Origin of the sequence: Methanobrevibacter arboriphilus, from assembly GCF_019669925.1 — an archaeon.
Classification (GTDB): domain Archaea; phylum Methanobacteriota; class Methanobacteria; order Methanobacteriales; family Methanobacteriaceae; genus Methanobinarius; species Methanobinarius arboriphilus_A.
Genome location: NZ_AP019779.1, coordinates 45669 through 64312, shown reverse-complemented (window position 1 = coordinate 64312; position 18644 = coordinate 45669). Strand labels below are relative to the sequence as shown.

18 protein-coding genes are annotated in these 18644 nt (G+C 25.0%); 3 read left to right on the top strand and 15 right to left on the bottom strand.

Annotated elements, in window-relative coordinates; all coding sequences use genetic code 11:
- Positions 1-90: 90 nt before the first annotated feature.
- The 3 genes from MarbSA_RS00260 to MarbSA_RS00250 form a co-directional block, all read right to left on the bottom strand.
- Entirely contained in the window at positions 91-687 is a 597-nt protein-coding gene (locus MarbSA_RS00260; RefSeq protein ID WP_221061591.1) for a hypothetical protein, read from the bottom strand.
- A 399-nt stretch (positions 688-1086) separates the two neighbouring features.
- A complete protein-coding gene (locus tag MarbSA_RS00255) occupies positions 1087-2757 on the bottom strand; it encodes a toll/interleukin-1 receptor domain-containing protein (protein ID WP_221061590.1) in 1671 nt (556 codons plus the stop codon).
- 235 nt (positions 2758-2992) lie between these two features.
- Positions 2993-3202, bottom strand: coding sequence for a hypothetical protein (locus tag MarbSA_RS00250; protein WP_054834900.1), 210 nt, complete (start codon positions 3200-3202; stop codon positions 2993-2995).
- Between the two features lie 462 nt (positions 3203-3664).
- Between MarbSA_RS00250 and MarbSA_RS00245 the strand changes: the two genes are divergently transcribed.
- Positions 3665-3853, top strand: a complete 189-nt coding sequence (locus tag MarbSA_RS00245; RefSeq protein ID WP_054834901.1) for a hypothetical protein — start codon at positions 3665-3667, stop codon at positions 3851-3853.
- Complete coding sequence (locus MarbSA_RS00240; RefSeq protein ID WP_221061589.1) at positions 3793-5298, top strand: hypothetical protein; 1506 nt, start codon at positions 3793-3795, stop codon at positions 5296-5298. Before MarbSA_RS00245 ends, MarbSA_RS00240 begins: the two co-directional genes overlap by 61 nt.
- A 514-nt stretch (positions 5299-5812) precedes the next feature.
- Here the strand turns inward: MarbSA_RS00240 and MarbSA_RS00235 are convergent.
- From MarbSA_RS00235 to MarbSA_RS00205, 7 genes are all read right to left on the bottom strand, one after another.
- Positions 5813-6124 carry a DUF8036 family membrane protein gene (locus MarbSA_RS00235; protein ID WP_054834905.1) on the bottom strand — a complete coding sequence of 104 codons (312 nt, stop codon included), beginning with the start codon at positions 6122-6124 and terminating at the stop codon, positions 5813-5815.
- A 71-nt stretch (positions 6125-6195) separates the two neighbouring features.
- Positions 6196-6474 (bottom strand): winged helix-turn-helix domain-containing protein, encoded by a 279-nt coding sequence (locus tag MarbSA_RS00230; RefSeq protein WP_054834906.1) that lies wholly within the window; start codon positions 6472-6474, stop codon positions 6196-6198.
- 445 nt (positions 6475-6919) lie between these two features.
- Positions 6920-7621 (bottom strand): ABC transporter ATP-binding protein, encoded by a 702-nt coding sequence (locus MarbSA_RS00225; protein WP_221061588.1) that lies wholly within the window; start codon positions 7619-7621, stop codon positions 6920-6922.
- A 19-nt stretch (positions 7622-7640) separates the two neighbouring features.
- A complete protein-coding gene (locus tag MarbSA_RS00220) occupies positions 7641-8822 on the bottom strand; it encodes an ABC transporter permease (protein WP_348531737.1) in 1182 nt (393 codons plus the stop codon).
- 335 nt (positions 8823-9157) lie between these two features.
- Complete coding sequence (locus MarbSA_RS00215; protein ID WP_221061586.1) at positions 9158-9919, bottom strand: MJ1433 family protein; 762 nt, start codon at positions 9917-9919, stop codon at positions 9158-9160.
- A gap of 63 nt (positions 9920-9982) precedes the next feature.
- Entirely contained in the window at positions 9983-10546 is a 564-nt protein-coding gene (gene cbiT, locus MarbSA_RS00210) for a precorrin-6Y C5,15-methyltransferase (decarboxylating) subunit CbiT (RefSeq protein WP_054835428.1), read from the bottom strand.
- Positions 10547-10609: 63 nt separating this feature from the next.
- The gene (locus MarbSA_RS00205) at positions 10610-11158 is read right to left on the bottom strand and encodes a UbiX family flavin prenyltransferase (protein WP_221061585.1); all 549 of its coding nucleotides are present in this window, start codon (positions 11156-11158) and stop codon (positions 10610-10612) included.
- A gap of 371 nt (positions 11159-11529) precedes the next feature.
- On the opposite strand from MarbSA_RS00205, the gene MarbSA_RS10290 reads away from it, so the two are divergent.
- Positions 11530-12501, top strand: coding sequence for a transposase (locus tag MarbSA_RS10290; protein WP_231624340.1), 972 nt, complete (start codon positions 11530-11532; stop codon positions 12499-12501).
- 258 nt (positions 12502-12759) lie between these two features.
- Here the strand turns inward: MarbSA_RS10290 and MarbSA_RS00195 are convergent, their stop codons facing one another.
- From MarbSA_RS00195 to MarbSA_RS00175, 5 genes are all read right to left on the bottom strand, one after another.
- Positions 12760-14007, bottom strand: a complete 1248-nt coding sequence (locus MarbSA_RS00195) for an HD domain-containing protein (protein WP_042703772.1) — start codon at positions 14005-14007, stop codon at positions 12760-12762.
- Positions 14008-14293: 286 nt separating this feature from the next.
- The gene (locus MarbSA_RS00190) at positions 14294-15166 is read right to left on the bottom strand and encodes an Rpn family recombination-promoting nuclease/putative transposase (protein WP_054835244.1); all 873 of its coding nucleotides are present in this window, start codon (positions 15164-15166) and stop codon (positions 14294-14296) included.
- 416 nt (positions 15167-15582) lie between these two features.
- Positions 15583-17064: an IMP dehydrogenase gene (gene guaB / locus MarbSA_RS00185; RefSeq protein ID WP_042703770.1), complete on the bottom strand. Its 1482-nt coding sequence runs from the start codon at positions 17062-17064 to the stop codon at positions 15583-15585.
- A gap of 96 nt (positions 17065-17160) precedes the next feature.
- Positions 17161-17877 (bottom strand): (5-formylfuran-3-yl)methyl phosphate synthase, encoded by a 717-nt coding sequence (locus MarbSA_RS00180; RefSeq protein ID WP_042703769.1) that lies wholly within the window; start codon positions 17875-17877, stop codon positions 17161-17163.
- Positions 17878-18274: 397 nt separating this feature from the next.
- Positions 18275-18502, bottom strand: coding sequence for a hypothetical protein (locus tag MarbSA_RS00175; protein ID WP_042703767.1), 228 nt, complete (start codon positions 18500-18502; stop codon positions 18275-18277).
- Positions 18503-18644 lie beyond the last annotated feature (142 nt).

Below are 18644 nucleotides of genomic sequence, written 5' to 3'. Positions count from 1 at the left end.
CTAATATGCATTTTATTTAGATAGTAAAAGAATTCTAATCTTAAAATTAGAGGTTTAAATCCCTCCAAGTTTGTTTATTAATTTTATTTATTAAATACTTCTTAATTTTTTCACAACAAGTAATTGAAGTTCTTTAATTTTATCCATTGATGGTTCAATCATTTTGAATACATATTCATATTCAGAAGTATCTATATTTCTACTCATTCTATTCTCAATTTCATTATTTATATTATCTAATTTTTCTTTTATACTTCCATCTGTAATTATGACTTTATCTGTTAGTGGAGAGTATACTGTTTCATCCAAGTATATTCCTAATATATGATTTTTTACACTCATTAAATCATTGATAATGCTAAGTAGTTCATTATCAGCATCGATACATCTTTCTCTCCAATTTTCTAAATTTGTTCCATGAGCAAAAAACCCTTTTGTAACAATATAATAAGATTCTAAATCTAACAATAATTGATATAAATAGATTAAAATCTTTTTATTATCACTATACTGAGATAACATCAGCATATTATTATTATTTCTTCTTTTTTCCAACCTTTCTTTTTTTTTAGCTATTTTCAACTCATTATCATATCTTTCTCTTTCCTCTTCAAGATTTTTTTTATTTTGATAATTTGTAAAATAAACCCCCATAAATGCCAAAAAAGCAGTTATTAAAGCACTCATTAAAGTACCTGAAACTATTGCTAATGTATTAGAAGGATTATCTGAAATCGGGTAATTATTTAAAAATAAATATATAATAAAACCAATGAGAATTACAAATATTATAACTATGGCAATAAAACCAACACCCCAAAACGTAACTTTTTCTTCCGTTTTATTTTCTTTTACTTTTTTTCTTCCATTTAAAAAACCTAATTTTTATTAATTTTAATAAAATATGTGTACATCTTAAATCATAAAATATACAAATAATAAAATTATTACTAAGTATGCTCCAAAACTTCTTTTCCTTTTTATCTTGTTAACTTGATAAATTCTTTGTTTAAATTATCTTAATTTATATTATAAAATATTTAATTTCCAGTTTTTCATTGAAAGTAGTATATGGCAAATGTCTTATTAATCATAATATCCCATTTCATATAAATCATGAATTTTTTTAACTTTGAAAAATGTTTCTAAATCAATAGATCTTTTATAGTTCATAGGATCCGAAATATTAAACTGAAAATTTACTTCAATGCCCTCTAAAAGTTTCATATTATTTTTAAGAAAATTAGTAAAATCATTTAGCTCTTGAGAATTATTAAAAACTAGAAAAGGTAGTTCTCTGTACCCTCTATCCATTATAAAATTTTCAGGTTTTGTTTTTTTACATAGTTCTCCAAATAATCCTTGTACTTCTTCTAAATTATAATAATAAAATGCATTCATAGGATAATCAGAATCAAAAACTTTCATTGAAGGATTTGGAAAATGAGACCTATAACCGTCACAAAATATATACAATAATTCTTCTTCGGCAAATAATTGAGTAGAATTATATTCAAATTTTATATTAAACATTGTTGATTCATTATTCAAGAAAAAAGTACAATAAGGCTCTATACTTGACATATCTCCTCTTTCAGAAATTTCTATTTTGAATTCAGGGTGTTTTTTATTGAATGCTTTTTTTGTTTTATCAAAATTAATATCCCAGTCATTAGTTTCAGTTAAATAATGTTTGAATTGTTCTATAATATCCAAATTTTCAGATTCATACATACTATGATAATGCTTCTCAATTTTATTAACATTAATATCTTCAGTTTTAGAACTAGGAGTATTATTATTTTCTATAATTTTTTCAATATTTTCTAAAAATTTATTTCTTTTTCTTTCCCATTTCGTAAAATCATTGTTTTTATTTTTAATACTAAGATCGTTTTCTATTTTCATTTTTAAAGAGTTTATTTTAGCTTTATTATTGATAAGTAATCCTTCGGTTAATGGAATAACACCTTTAATTTTTTCAAATGTCATTGGAGGTATAAGAATAGGAATGTGGAAATTTGATTGAATCCATGTAGCTCCCATTTCACATAAAGAAACAGGGCTCCCATAGAAATTTTCCGAAATTAAAAAAAGTACTAATGTATTTGGTGTGAGTTCATTTTTTATTGTTTCTAAAAAATTCTCTCCAAGAGGTATGCCATAGCCTTCTACAGAGGTACAAAATATATTTTCAGAAGGTACTCCAATATATTCTAAAATTTCAATTAATTCATCTGCAAAATGTTTATCTTTTGAGGAGTGGCTAATAAACACCTTTTTCTGATTATCTTTAGGTTCTATTTGAGTTTCATTATTTTTCTTTGTTGTCTCAAAATCATCACTAGAATTGGTTAAACTATCATTAATATTATTATTCAATTTATCTATTACCTCCTCATTGTTAATTATTTGGTTATTCTTAGGAACATTAGCTTGTAAATTAGTTGTTTGATTATTATTATAAACATTATCCTCTAATTCATCAATACGATCATATATTTTTGTGAATCCATTGTAAATATGTTCTCTCCTATCTTTATATCCTCCAATATCTTGCATATGTGTTCTAAAAAGATAAGGATTTCTTTTTGTGATTATAAAATTAGGTATTGCTCCACTTAACTTTTTACTATTCATTATTTCTTTTCTTAAATTATCAAAATTTTCATCATCCCCTGTATTATTTGTTGCAATATCAATTAACATTTCTTCAAATTCGCCTACTTTTTCTTTTAATTGTTTTAAATCATCCATTTTAGCACCAAAATCTAATATAACCATAAAATAACAAAACTTTTTTTCAATCCCAAAACAATTATTATCTACTTTACCAACATCTATTCTATTTAATAAACCTTAAATCCATTTAAATTATCTATATCGTATTATTCCAATAGTTAATTAATTTTAAATAGTACATTAACTATATTATTTCATTGTTTAATATTATTTACTATTTGAAGTGTGTAATGTGCTAATGAACTATTATCTAAATATGTTCTAAAACTTCTTTTCCTAAATCAGTTATTTTACGATCATTAATATCACGAATACGAGGCAAACCATTAACAATATAAGGCTGTTCTTCTTCTTTAGCTTCACATATAAGTTGAGAAGGTGTTTTATTAGTAATATCATATATCTCACTCAACACATTTATATACTGTTTTTTCCTACTAGCAGAAATATCTTTTCTCAAAAACATCTGCTTAACTTTAGCATCTGATGAAATAATAGTATTATATTCTCTTTCATCATATAAAAACCATCTGGATGTCTTAAAATTCCTGAAAGTGCTTAAACAATCAGCAGATTATGAATTCATATAAAATTAAATATTGAAAAAGTAATAAAAAAATTAATTAACATTTCGTTATAGTCGAGTATAATGAATAAATATCTTAACCAGTAAATTTTCAAAAACAATAAAAGGACATAAATACAAAATAATACATTAGTTTAAAATACAATATGCCTCGATTAACTAATATTATTTTCAAAATTTATATAAAAATATTTAGATTGTTAAATAAGTTTGCAGAAAGAGCAAAAATCATAAAAAATAAAGTTATCAAAATATATCTTATAGAAATAAATAATATATTCCATAATTCAATGCAACAAACATTCAAAGGTAAAATGAATTTATAATGTGATAAAAATGTCAAAAATTCTTCCAAACACTACCATTCTATTTATATTTACAAAATCTAATGAAAATAATGAAGAAATACTTTTTATTTATAAAAAAATATTATTAGACTCTTGGAACAATGAAAATAGTTTATATTGGTATATAAATATGGGAAAAATGGAAAATCTAATTGGATATGGAAAAAAGAAAAACTAAAAGAATGGTTAGTTGCAGGAAAAGAGGAAAATATTAATAAATTATATGATGATATAATTAAAGGCAATTCTATAGAAATTAATACAAAAAAAATATATTTTAAAATGCCTGATTCATTTGAGAAAGATGATGATATTGATTTTCCAGTAGGTGGAAACAATTTTAGATATAATGTTATTAAAACAGCCCCTAAATTTTTTAATAAGAAATTTTTTAAAACTGGCTTTTTAAATGAATTTTTAGGTGAAGATGAAAGAAATGATAAAAATATCGAAAGATTTTATCCTTTGAATTTATTTAGCTCAGAATTTATTAAATATGCTATTAGTAAAAATATTTTTGCTATTAGTGAATTTAGAACACCTTTTTTATATTTAAATAGAAAAACACATAATAAAATAGTAGAACCTGAAGATATAAACTTTATAGGGTGTTTAGAAACTGATGAAGATAGTAATCTTGATTATTATGGTATTTTAGAATCTAATGGAAAACAAATAGACAATTTTCTAATAAATAAAGAAATTGGAATTTTTAAATTTTCTGTTGATAAAAAACACACCAATGTAGTTTTATCAATTAAAAAAGGATCAAAAATAATTAAGAAAAATAAACTTTACACTAATACTAATGTTAATATTGAAATGCATGATGTGAAAGATCGTTTTGAAGATGAATGGGGAAACCTTTTTAGTTGTCCAGTTATGCGCAATAATTCTAAATTTTCTGAATTTTATTGGCCAAACAAAAACATATGGCAGATAGACGATTATCCCGAGATAACTATAGCAAAAAATATTAATTCTTCACTTATTCAAGATTTAAAAATTAAAAATACAGGATTTGAAAAATTATCTTATATTTTTAAATCAATTTTTGATGAATTAGGTACAAACATTTTAATTATTGACCCTTACTTCATCGGTGATTTAAGTAATACTTTAAAGGGGTGTCAAGTAGCTTTTATCAATGCTTTTAATATATATGCTTTTGAAAACAATTGTAATAATGAACAAATTAAAATTGAATTTTTAGGACTCTCAAGTAAGGCTAAAAATTCAAATAATGATCCTTCTCTTAGTAAACATGAAAATGAGAAAGTAGATGATTTTCAAAAAGGATATTTTGAAATTTTTAAGAGAATTTTAAATGAAAATAATTTTTTTGGTAAGGTGAACATGAGATTCTTAAAGATTGAGAATGTTCCAAATATAAAAGACAAATTTCATAATAGGTACTGGTGTGGGCTCGATGAAGATGGGGATATCAATAAATGTATAGAAGTTACAAATAGTGTTGGTAATATTAATGAAGTTAGTTTCTATTTATTAAATAACAAGCAATGTAACACTATTTATAGAAAATATAATGACTTATATAAAGAATCAGATAAATGTATTAGCTGGTTGGAGGTTGAAAATGGTATTGTCCGCCCTCGAAAATAGTTTAAAAAATTAAAAAAATAAATAAAAAACCTTAAAATCATGATAAAAACTCATTGAGAATGCTAATCTTAAGATCGAGTGTTCAAATACCTCCAAGTCTGTTTTTCAATAATTGATGATTTGAATTGTGAAAATATTATAAAATTTACTTAATTTTTATACACCTATATAATATTATTTAAGTAATTTTAGTATAATAACTGCAATAACTCCCTCCTCCAAGAATAAGAATTAATAATTCCCTTATATATTGTCCAATATTTGAATACCAATGGGCTTTTTCGTTGTATTTTGAAAGGTAGATTTGTTTTTTACATAAAACTTGAAAAACTTAGAAATAATAAAAAAGTAATTATTACACAGATAAAAATAATAAAAATTTCTATAAAAATGAGAATATTTTTTAAAACCCCATAATAATTAAGCAAATTAATGAATATAAAAAAAATAATGAAAAATAAATAGAAATAAAAATCTAAAAATAATAATAGAGATATATAAGTAAAATATGAAATTAATAATCTTTGGTGATTTTATAAAGAACTCCAATAGCTATAACTTCAATAGTAGCTGGTAATAAGTCTCTATCTTGAAGTACTAGTGATAAATTAGGATCTCCTGTAGATATCATATATAATGTTACTGATATTTCTATTATGCTTTTTATCATAAGTAATAATGCAAAAACTATTAATCCTATTGTATATCCTATTTTTATCTTTTTGTAACTCTTTCTATAAATACTAAACAATCCTAACAGTAAAATTAGGGTTATTATTTTAAGTGTTAATATAAGCATTTTCGCTATACCTATATCTAAATCCATTTAATCACCATATTATTAAATTATTGTTATATTATTATTTTATTCCTTTATTTTTTCATTCTTTAAGTTTTTTATTCTTTCAATTGTTTCCATATCTTTTCAAAATCATCATAGTGGTTTTCCATTCTATCTGAAAGCATGTATATTTGTCCATATTTTTTTCCAGCTTTTTCAATTACTTTCATTTCTTCTAATACATCTAAATGATGAGTTATAGTTCTATAATTAAGATTTAATTTTTTACTTAGCTGGTGAGCATTAGCTGGAAGATCATGCAATTCTTTGATAATATTAGCACGATTATATCCTCCTTTTGTCCCTAAAAGAACCCATGTAAGAACTTTTCTCATAAAAAAACACTTATAAAATTATTTATAGAATTATTATTTTTAATGTTATTATTTTATCTATTAAATATATTAAATTTTTCTTTATAGATAATATTTAATTTTTACTTTGTTTATCTATAAAAATCTATAAAAATGAGTTTTATTGATTAATTTGATTAGGAACTTCAACATCCATATAAATTTCACTAGTAAAGTATTATTAATAACATTAAAAATAATATAAATAATAACAAATAGCTATTATAAACTTTATAAAAACTTTATAAAAATGGATTTTTCAATAGATAAAATGAGAATTTTCATATATTTTCAATATAAATATTATTTGATGAAAATTCTTTATTATCTATTAAACAGTTTTTCAACTGCATTTTTGACATTTGAGGTTTTTAGTTTTTAGGTCTTTATTTTTATTTATTTAATTCATATTTTCTGCTTTTATTTGCTAATTATTTGAACAATCTTCCATGATTTTACCATCACGGATTTTTATTGTTCTATCTGCCATATTGGCTACATATTGCTCATGAGTAACTATTATAAGAGTTACATTATTTTCTTCATGTATTTTTTCAAGCACATTTAATATTATGTCTCCTGTTTTTGAATCTAGAGATCCTGTTGGTTCATCTGCAAGAATTATCGATGGATTGTTTACAAGAGCTCTTGCAATAGCTACTCTTTGTCTTTGACCCCCTGAAAGTTTTGTGGGCATTTGCTCAAGTTTATCTCCTAATCCAACTGATTCTAATAGATTTTTTGCTCTTTTTTCTATTTCATCTTCTGAAACTCCGGTTCCAATGAGAGGAATCTGCACATTTTCAAATACAGTTAAATTTGGAATGAGATTGTGTAGTTGAAATACAAAACCGATTTTTTTAGATCTAAATTGACTTAAATCCTTGCTTTTGGTTATTTCTACCCCATCTATCTTAATTGTTCCAGAACTAGGAATATCAAGAGCCCCTAACATGTTTAAAAGAGTTGATTTGCCAGAACCAGAGGGGCCAATGATTGAAATAAAATCCCCTTTGTTTATTTCTAAATCAATTCCATTTAGAGCTTTTATCTTTCCATCATCGTAACTTTTAATCAGATTTTTGATATTTATGAATGAATTATTATTAATGGTATCGTCATTATTCATTAAATTCACCTCATCCTACCTATTCATATCTTAATGCTTCTGTTGGAGCTAACTTACTAGCCCTATATGCAGGATAAATTCCTCCAATGATTCCAACTAAGATAGCTACTCCAAATGCTAATATGAATGTGTTTGCTGTGTAAGCTAATGAAAACATATCTGATCCTGGTCCTGAACCTAATAGGCGAATTCCAATTTCTGACATTAATATTCCAAATATTGTACCAACAACTCCTGAAACTAAGGTTAAAACTAAGGTTTCTCCAAGTATCATTCCAAGAACTCTGTTACTTGTCCATCCAACAGCTTTTAAAACACCTATTTCTTTTGTTCGCTCGTATACGACCATTATCATAGTGTTTATTATTCCTATCCCTCCAATAAGAATAGCTAGCGCTGAAATAGCTAATGATGCCATGTCCAATATTCCAATTGCATTATTGAGCATCTCTGCTTGTTCTTCTGCTGTTATTGTAGATAAATCATCCCCATATTTCTTCTCAATATTCTCACTTATTGTGGTGTCGTTAGCTCCTTCTGTAGTTTTTATTAATATTTGATTTACATAATTACTATCTGTTATATTTTGAAGTTTACTCAATGAGGTATATGCCCCACTATCTGTCATAATACTTCCAGTTTCAAATATTCCTGTAATTTTGAAGTTTGTACTAGCTATTGTGATATTGTCTCCAATTGTTTTATTTTGACTTTCTGCAGCACTTTTACCAAGAATTACTTCATTTGTTCCTTCTTTAAAAAAAGATCCATTTACATCTTTAATTCCAACTAAACTTAGCTTATCTCTATTTATTCCATTTAGCGAAAGTCCACTCATTGGCCCAAATTCGCCTCTACTTCCACTATTGATGCCTTGTGATTCCGATGAACTTGTATCCGTAATACTGAGTACTCCTGCTACACTACTAACTCCACTGATATTTGCAAGTGTGTCTATATAGGATTCGTTTAATCTTCCTGAGGAACTCATTCCTCCAACATTACCTGATTCAGTTACAGTTATTTCTGCTCCACCACTATTTAGTGTGGTTTGAACTGATTCTTGCATCCCTCCCGTAATAAGGCCAAGAGCTACTATTGTAGCTATTCCAATAGCTATTCCAACAATAGAAAGAGCAGCCCTTGCTTTATTTCTAAAAGGGTTTCTTAATATTAGATTGATATATTTCAATTTTTCCACCTTCTTAATAAAAATCAAAGTTGATTTATTTTTTTTATATATTAATTAACCTTTTCAGTTCTTAATTTGAAAACAGTATTTAAATAGCTATTTCAAAATTTGGTGTTATTGATATGCAAATCATATACAAATCTTATTATAGAAAATTATATTATATATAATTTTGAAAATAATGGAAAATATTTTATATATCAATTATTATTATAATAATAAAAATAAAGCAATTAAAATCATTGAAAATAAAAAACTAAAAAAATTAAAATAACTATTACAAAAAATAAACCGCTATCTAAGAAAAAAAATAATATAAGACTTAAAAAATAATTATAAACAAATTAAGATTCATTTACATATATACTTGCATTATCATCAAAAGGATTTGTACGAACAGCAATAGAGAACATATAAGGATAATGCAGTTTTAGATAGTATAAATAATTAACCCATTCATAAATTAAACTAGAATAAACTCTATTAATATCATTAGTAAGATGTTTATAATCACTCTCTATAAGATCTCTATTAAAATCTCTTCTTTCAAGCTCTTCATCTAAGTGGAAAATAGCTAAAAGAAGATTTGAAAACGTGTCTTTTTCAAGTAAATTTGGATTTTCTAATAATCTTATTAAAAACCCCCTATTTTCAACAAGTAATTGTTTTAAATCTGTGAGAAATTCTTTACGTTGGTCAATATCTAAATCAAGATTAATTTCTAAATCTGTTTTCTTTAAATCCTTTAAAAAATTGTTAAATTCTTTATCAGACCAAACATTAAGATCTTTTAATAATTTGTTAATTTTTTCATTTTTATTAGAAATATTAATAAATTTAGATAAAAATTCAGTTCCAAATTCTGAAAAGAAGACACTCATAATCATGTCAAGCTTTTCTAGTATATTTTCTTTCTCTTTTTTATTAATTATTCCTTCAACAACAAGAACAACTACAAGAACATCTAAGGGCATAAAAGCAAAATCAATTACCAAGTAAAATATAACTTTTTCATGTTCATTTAAAGCAAAAAAAGCAAAACAATACATAGCTATAGATGTTAAAAGCAAAATTATCCCTAATTTAATTTTCCAGTTGATTTTCAATGTGATCCTCCTTCAATACTTATATATTAACTAATATTATAATTTAATTATTAACTAAAATTATCATTTAATCTTTGAAGAAATAATAGATATAGGATTTTCAGCTAACATCATCATTCCAAGACCGATAGATTTACCTCTTGAAATATTAACCTCAACGATCTTAGGTTCTAAGCCTAAGCTCTTTAGTTTTTTAATAGCAACATACTTTGTTTCAATTAAAATCCCTGTTACTATTATTCTACCATTTTTATTCAATTTTGAAAAAACTAATTCTAAAATCTCATCAAGATCTCCACCACTTCCACCAATAATAGCTATATCAAAGTTTTCTATTGATTTAAGTGCAGAAATAGCATCATTTTCTATTAAATCCACATTTTCAAAAACATCATGCTTTTTAATATTTTTAGAAGTTAATTCAATAGCATTCGGATTTTTATCAATTGATATTACTTTTTTAGCTATTTTTGCAAAGTCTGTTGTTATTCCACCAGTTCCACAGCCAATATCAACAACTATATCATCACTTGAAACTTCACTTTTGCATAATAGTAAACATCTAATTTCTTCCTTTGTAGGTCCAGGAACATCTTTAGAACTTATAAATTCATGATCTTCAATCATAAAATCATCTTCTTAATTATAGATATAATATTAATCTTATTTAATAATCTTATTAATTGAAAATTATTCCCATCGTTTAAACAATTCATTTTCAATATTTAATGAATCCAATATTTTACCAACTACAAAGTTTATTATATCATCTATATTTTCAGGATTATGATAAAATCCTGGCATTGCTGGTAAAATTATTCCACCTTCTCTACTTATTTCAAGCATATTTTCAAGATGAATAGATCTAAGAGGGGTTTCGCGAGGAACAAGGATAGTTTTTCTTTTTTCTTTTAATGCAACATCTGCCACTCTTGTTATCGCATTGTTACCATATCCATTAGCTATAGCAGATAAAGTTTTCATGGAACATGGAACAATCACAAGAGAATCAAATTTAAAAGAACCACTGTTTATAGAGGAAGTTAAATCATTTGGTTCATAGAAATAATTAGCTAATTCTTTTATCTCATCTAATTTTATTCCTAACTCATAATCAAAAATTAATTCTGCTGGTTTACTTACCACAACACCAGTTTCTATATTCAATTTTTTAAGTGCTTCAAGTAGTTTTAAGCTATAAATAACACCACTTGCACCAGTAATAGCTATAATTATCATTTTAACCTCTATTAAATTATTTATTATTAAGAATTATTTATATTAAGGATTATTTATATTAAGAATTATTATTAAATATGAACTTTAAATATTAAAAGATATTTATATTATTTATACTATTTATAATAATTATATAACTAAACAATAATAATTAAACAATGATAAATTGAATAATAATAAATTAAATAATGGCTTTGTAGAAATCCTAATTTTTCTTAAAATTTTAAATTTCTTTTTTTCAATATTATTCTTTAATTTTAAAATAAACTATTTTTCATTCTTTAAATATTTATAAAAAGTATTTAATTTTGTTAATTCGAATTTTGTTAATTAAAAAGATATAAATATTAAAAAGGAGAATATATATTAATATGAAACGCAAAAATACATATTCTCCATTTAATAATTTAATTTCAAGACAGTTAAATCTTTCGGATTTTAACTTTGAAAAACCTGTTCAAAACTGTATTAAAAGATTTAAAAATCAATTTAAAATTGATTTAAATGAAAATAAACTTATAAATTTTATTTTTTACACTTATAATCACGCTGAAGAATGTATAAATAAGTATTCACACTATTTTTCTAATCATTTATACACACAACCTACTTTATTCACTATTTTAGCAATGAAAATTTATTTAAAATTAACTTATCGTGAAATAAGCTTTCTAATAGACTTATCTGATAATTTAAAGAAATTTTTCCATATAAAAAGGGCACCACACTACACAACTCTTCAAAAATTCTTTAAAAGGTTACCTGCAAGAATTTTAAATAAAATAAATCAATTAATCCTGATTGAAAATGATATAAAACCAGAAATGATTGTTTTAGATGGAAGTGGGTTCACAAATGATAATGCAGATAAATATTATGCTCAAATACGCAAAAAAGAGCGAAAAAGCTACATTAAGAATCATATTGCAATTGATGTTAAATCTCGTTTAATATTAAACTATCAAACACAAAAAGGTCCAAAATACGATACACAATTTGCAATAGCTTCAATTAGAAAAATAAAAAAATATAAACCTCATTACATATTAGCAGACAGAGCGTACGACACAGAACCAATTAGAAAATGTATAAACGAAGAAATTGAAGCTTTTGACCAAATACCATTGAAAAAAAGAGCTAAAAAGGGAAAATATAGATTAAATAGCCCTACAATTTTTCGAAATAAAATTTATAGAAAAAGAAACAACGTTGAAAGTGTATTCAGCGTAATAAAAAGATTATTTGATGGAACAAATCAAAGTAAAAGTACAAAACTATCAATCAAAGAAACCAAACTTAAAAACACAATTTACAATATACACAGATCAATACAAATCAACTAAAAAAAGGATTTCTACAAAGCCTAAATAATTAAATAATTAAATAAATAATTAAATAAAATATCTTTAAGAATAATGAAATAAATTATTATCTTAAAGCTAATAATGTTAGTAATATTTCAATAATATAATTTAAATGATGAAAAATTTAAATAATAAAAAAGTTTAAACAATGAAAAGTAGTTTAATAAGCAATAATAATGGTAAATAATATTTTAAGTAATAATTCTAATTATTGTAAGCTAATAACAAAATAATTGTTTAATCAAATAATTTAGATTGTTCAAAATGAACTTTATCAAATTTATTCTCTGCTCTTTTTGGAAGATTTAAATAATTATCCAATTTAAAATTTTTAAATTTATCCTTATCTTCTTTTGGAACATATAAACAAATATCAGGATAATTGAATCTTGCACTTTGAAGTGCTTTAACAATACTTGAAATCTCATTAAGATGGAAAAGTTCATCACCAAGAGCGATTTGAGTTTTCATCTCATCAAATCTAGGATATTCTGGAATATTTAAAATAACGTAATCCCTATCAATGTCCATATCCTCACTAATCTCTTCCTCACACTTATCAAGAGCCCTTTTTTTTATATCAAAAATTTCAGGAGGATTTTCAAACTCATTCAATCGAGTTGAACATACACTTTTAAGTAAATTTCTATTATCTAACCTTGTTACAATATCTTTAATAAAAGCATTATCCTTAGATTCCTTTTCATCAACATTTCTACATATACAAAGCATATCAGCATCATCATATTTGTATATATCATTACTGCTAATAATATCTGCCTTGAAAACTTTTTTAAGACATCTTCTAAACATAGCATTAACAATACGAGTAGTATGGTGTTGATAAACGCTAGGATACATTTGATATCTAGCTACAAGTGCTTCTTCAGCAGCTTGTACACCTTTAATATCCAAAATAAGATATTGTTTAAGTTTTAAGTTAGCTATAATCCTATCAACATCTATTACTCCATAAGCCACACCAGTATAATGAGAATCACGAATTAAATAATCCATACGATCCACATCAAGTTCTCCAGAAATAATAGGTCCAAGAGAACCCTTACCATTAATAATATCAATAATTTCCTTTGAATCAAATTCTTTAGTTATTATATCATTTAATGAAGTTTCTTTAATAACTTTAGCTGTTAAAACTTCATGTTTAACACCTAAAACTGCCTCTGAAACATGAGAAAATGGTCCATGACCAATGTCATGAAGTAATGCAGCAATTCTAACTAAATTTTTATCATAATCAGATAATTCAAGATGATCTGCTAATTTAGATCCTAAAAACATAGTTCCTGTTGAATGTTCAAACCTAGAGTGATTTGCACCAGGATATATTAAAGATATAAATCCAAGTTGTTTTATTCTTCTTAATCTTTGAATTTGAGGAGAATCCATTACTTCAACTTCAAATTCATTTAATGGAAGATTTCCATGAACACTATCTCTCAGAAATTTAGTTGGATTAGACATTATAACACTTTTTAAATCTTCTCAATAAGTTTTAGTAAATTTTAATAAGTTTTTAAAATAAATCAAAATATAATAATAAATCAATGAACACTTAAATCAATATATTAAATCAATGAACTTCAATAAATGATTAACTCAATTATTAGTTTTATTAATAATATTTATGAAAATAAAATGTAATAAGTTTTTCTATGAAGTTAAGAAAAACATATAAAAAAATTCCATAAAAATAATAAAAAATAATAAAAAACAAGCATTCACTACTATAAAAAAATATAAAAAAAGACTACAACTTTTCAAGTTTAGCTATAGAAAGACCAGTAGTTTTAGCTATCTCTTCAATAGACATACCTGCTTCAATCAATTTTTTAGCTATATTTAACTCACCTTGCTCAATACCTTTTTTCTTTCCTTTCTTTATACCTTTATCTTCAGCATAAGCCATTTCACTTTCATATTTTAACTCGCGTTGACTTTCAATATTCATTTTATGCAAAAATTTTTCATTTTTTAACAATTCTTTTACTTTTTCATGAGCTAATTTAATTGCTTCATCTTTGCTCATAACCATTTCAACCATCTCAATTGTACTATTTTTATCCAAAAACACTAACCATCTATGTAAATGATTATTAAAATCAATCTTTTTTATCTTTCTAAAAGGAACAAGACTAATATTAATTATTTTTATACATTGACTATATTCACATTTAATGTCTGTTTTATCAATTATATTAAATTTTCGGCTGATTTTTTCATTTTCACAAAATTTAAACCCTAATATATTAATTTGAATATGTTCTTTTAAAAACCTAAATTTTCCTTCGTCAGCTGAATTAGAAAATTCTCTAGATATATAAAGTTGATTTCTCCTTTTAAAAAATTTTTCATTCTGCCTTTGAACTTCGATATTAATTATTCTACCATCTAATGCAACAGAGCGAAGATCGAGAATACAAGACTTTTTACCCATAATATTAGCAGGCAAAGATTTATTATCAACAATTTCCAACTCAGAAACTAAATTTTCATCATTTTCAACTAAAATAGCGTTGATTAAACTAGTCAATTGCCTTTCACATCCAGAACTTGCCATATAACCCATAAAAAGAAAATCATACAAAGGATCATAATTCCTAATTTCATTATTAAAGCTCAAAAACAAATCTCTCCATAAAAATTATTTTAAAACTATACTTAAATAATTATTTAACCAAAATAAATATAAAACCTTTACTAACACCAAAAAAGAAAATTTATCCCAAATAGCTAAGTTATAATGAAATAAACAAATTGTAACTAAAATCCAAAAATAAAATCCAAAAAAACTAATAAAAAACTAATAAAAAAACTAATAAAAGATAAATGATAAAAAATAATTAAATACAACCAACAATAATGGAAAAAATTACTAATTAAAAATTAATTATTCATAAAAAAAGATTAAAATTGAATAAAATAAATTAACAAAAAAAAGATTAAATAAAAAATAAAAAACAAAAATTAACACTAAAAATAAAACAAGAAATAATACTAAAAATAATAAAATAAAAATAGTAAAATAAACCCTAAAAATCAATCTAAAGTAGGATAATTAGGACTTTCATTAGTAATCAAAAGATCATGAGGATGGCTTTCTTTTATACCACTAGAAGTAATTCTAACAAATTTAGCTACTTCCTGCATTGATTTAATATCTTTAGCACCACAGTAACCCATAGATGCTTTAAGACCACCAACAAGTTGGAATACAACTTCATTAACAGTTCCTTTATAAGGTACAGCACCTTCAACTCCTTCTGGAACAAGTTTTGAATGTTTCATTGGACCTTTGATTTCTTGGAAGTATCTATCAGCTCCACCACCAAAACCACCAGTCATAGCTCCCATTGAACCCATACCACGATATTGTTTGTATTTTCTTCCATTCATAACAACAACATCACCAGGAGATTCATAAGTACCTGCAAGTAAATTTCCAAGCATGACTAAATCAGCACCAGCACCTAAAGCTTTAGCTATATCTCCAGAATAACGAAGACCACCATCAGCAATTACAGGAACACCATAGTCACTAGCTACATCAGCAACAGATGAGATAGCTGATAATTGAGGAACACCAACACCAGCAATGATTCTTGTTGTACACATTGAACCCGGACCAATTCCAACCTTTAAACCATCAATACCCTGAGCTATTAAGTCTTCTGCAGCCTCACTAGTTGCAATATTGCCCATAATAAGGTCAGCATCAAGATTCTCTTTCATTGTCTTTGCGAATTTAACAACATTCATATTATGAGCATGAGCACAATCAACAGCAATAATATCAGCACCAGCTTCATCAAGTGCCATAGCTCTTTCTAAATCAAATGGTCCAGCAGCAGCAGCTACTAAAAAGTTTCCATTTTTATCACGAGCAGCATTAGGATATTTTTTATGATTTAAAATATCACGAATAGTAACAATTCCCGCTAATTTACCATCACGAATAACAGGAAGTCTTTCAACCTTATTTTCATAAGCAAGTTCAAGAGCTTCAGATGGAGTAATTGGTTCTTCGATTGTTACAACATCAGAAGTCATTATATCTTCAACTTTTTTATCAGAATTATTATTTAAGAAGGGTTTAATATCCCTTTTACTAATAATACCAACTAATTTTTCATCTTTAATAACAGGAAGCCCACTAACTTCTTCCTCTTCCATGATAGTTTTAACTGTGGAAATAGATGAGTTTGGAGTAATAGTAACAACATCTTTAATTGTTAAATCTCCAGACATTTTTACTTTTTTAACCTCTTTAACTTGTTGTTCTAAGGTCATATTACGATGTATGACACCAAGACCTCCTTCTTGAGCTAAAGCAATAGCCATGTCTGATTCTGTTACAGTATCCATAGCTGAACTAATAATCGGAATATTTAATTCAAAATTCCTAGATACTTTAGCTTTAGTATCAACATCTTTTGCTTCTGTATATGATGCATTTGGAACAAGTAAAAAGTCATCATACGTAAACCCAAGTTCAGCTTCTTTTAATTTTTTTGAATACACTTCCCTCACACCTATTTATTATAAATAATAATCAATTTTTAACTTTAATATTTAAATGTTTAATTTTTCAATCAAAACCTATTAATTTCTTTATGACTAATCAAAGGAATTAACTAATTCTTTCAATTCAGCTACAGCAGTTCGACTGATTTTGCCATTATTTCTATCTCCACCAGTACAAGCAGCACCTCTAACACCAACAACATCACAACCAATATCATGAAGTTGTTTTAATTGTTCTTTTTTAACAGAACCTGCAAGAGCTGATTTTAAACCATAGCTATGAGTTTCCTCAACAAATTTTTCTAAATCATCAATATTTAAATAATCAAACAAAGTTTTGCCATCTTTAACTGCCGTATCCAACATAGCTAAATCACTTCCAGACTCTTTAGCTACTTTTGGAATATCCCATGGTGAAACTGCTCCAACTCTATGAGCATCCCCGTAACCAGATGCAACAACAGTAGCATCAGGATTATTACTCTTAACAGTTTTAACAACATTAGTCATAACTTCTAAAGCCTCATCATAATTAGATGTACCATACAATCCTACTTTAATATAATCTGCACCAGATGCTAAAGCACCCATCGCTGCAAGAGACACCGTTCCAGGTTTATAGGGAACATCTCCAAGAGTTGCACTTACTAACATATCATCAGGAGTCATTTTTCTAATTTCACTAATCACCCATGGGAAATTAGCTCCGAGAGATCCTTCTTTAGGATTTTTAACATCGACTATATCTGCACCGCCTTCAATAGACTCTAGTGCTTCTTCATTGTTTATAGGGCTTATTAATAGAAGCAATACATTTCCTCCATAAATTTACTTTCTAACTTAAAATAGCTAAATTAAAATGAATATATTTAAAAAATATCAATTTACATTATTTATTAAATCTATAATATAAAAACTTTTAGATTAAATAAATTAATAACATAATTTTATAAAAAAATAAGTTATTTTATGAAAATAAGTTATTTTATCAAATAAATCATTTATTAAAATAAATTATTTTATAAAAATTAGCTATTTTATAGAAATGAGTTATATTATAAAAATAATTTATAAAAATAATATAAAAATTCCTATTTAATAAATAACTAAACTTAATTATTAAACTTAAAAACATTAAGATAAATACACTCTATGATTAATAAATTAACATTAATTAATACTTAACTAAAAATCTTCAAAACATTAATTAAATGTTAAAAGACAAAAATTGGATATCATTCAAAGAATACCATAAAAAGTTGTCCTCATTAGTTTTAATTTCAATAAATCCAGTCTTTGTATTAATATTAATATAATTTATAGGACTATCAACCGTTAAAAGTTCAAATTTATCAGATGTTAAAGTTTGTCCTACTTTAAATGTCAAAGAGTCCTTTGAATTTTTTGTTTGGATTATTAAAGTATTAACTTTCATTTTAAATCTTCCTTTAGCATATCCTCATTATAATATTTATCTATTTTAATATATTATATAATAATATATTATAAAATATATTCTATAATTACATTATAATAAGCTATTATAAAATACAATATGATTACATTTAATAAGCTAA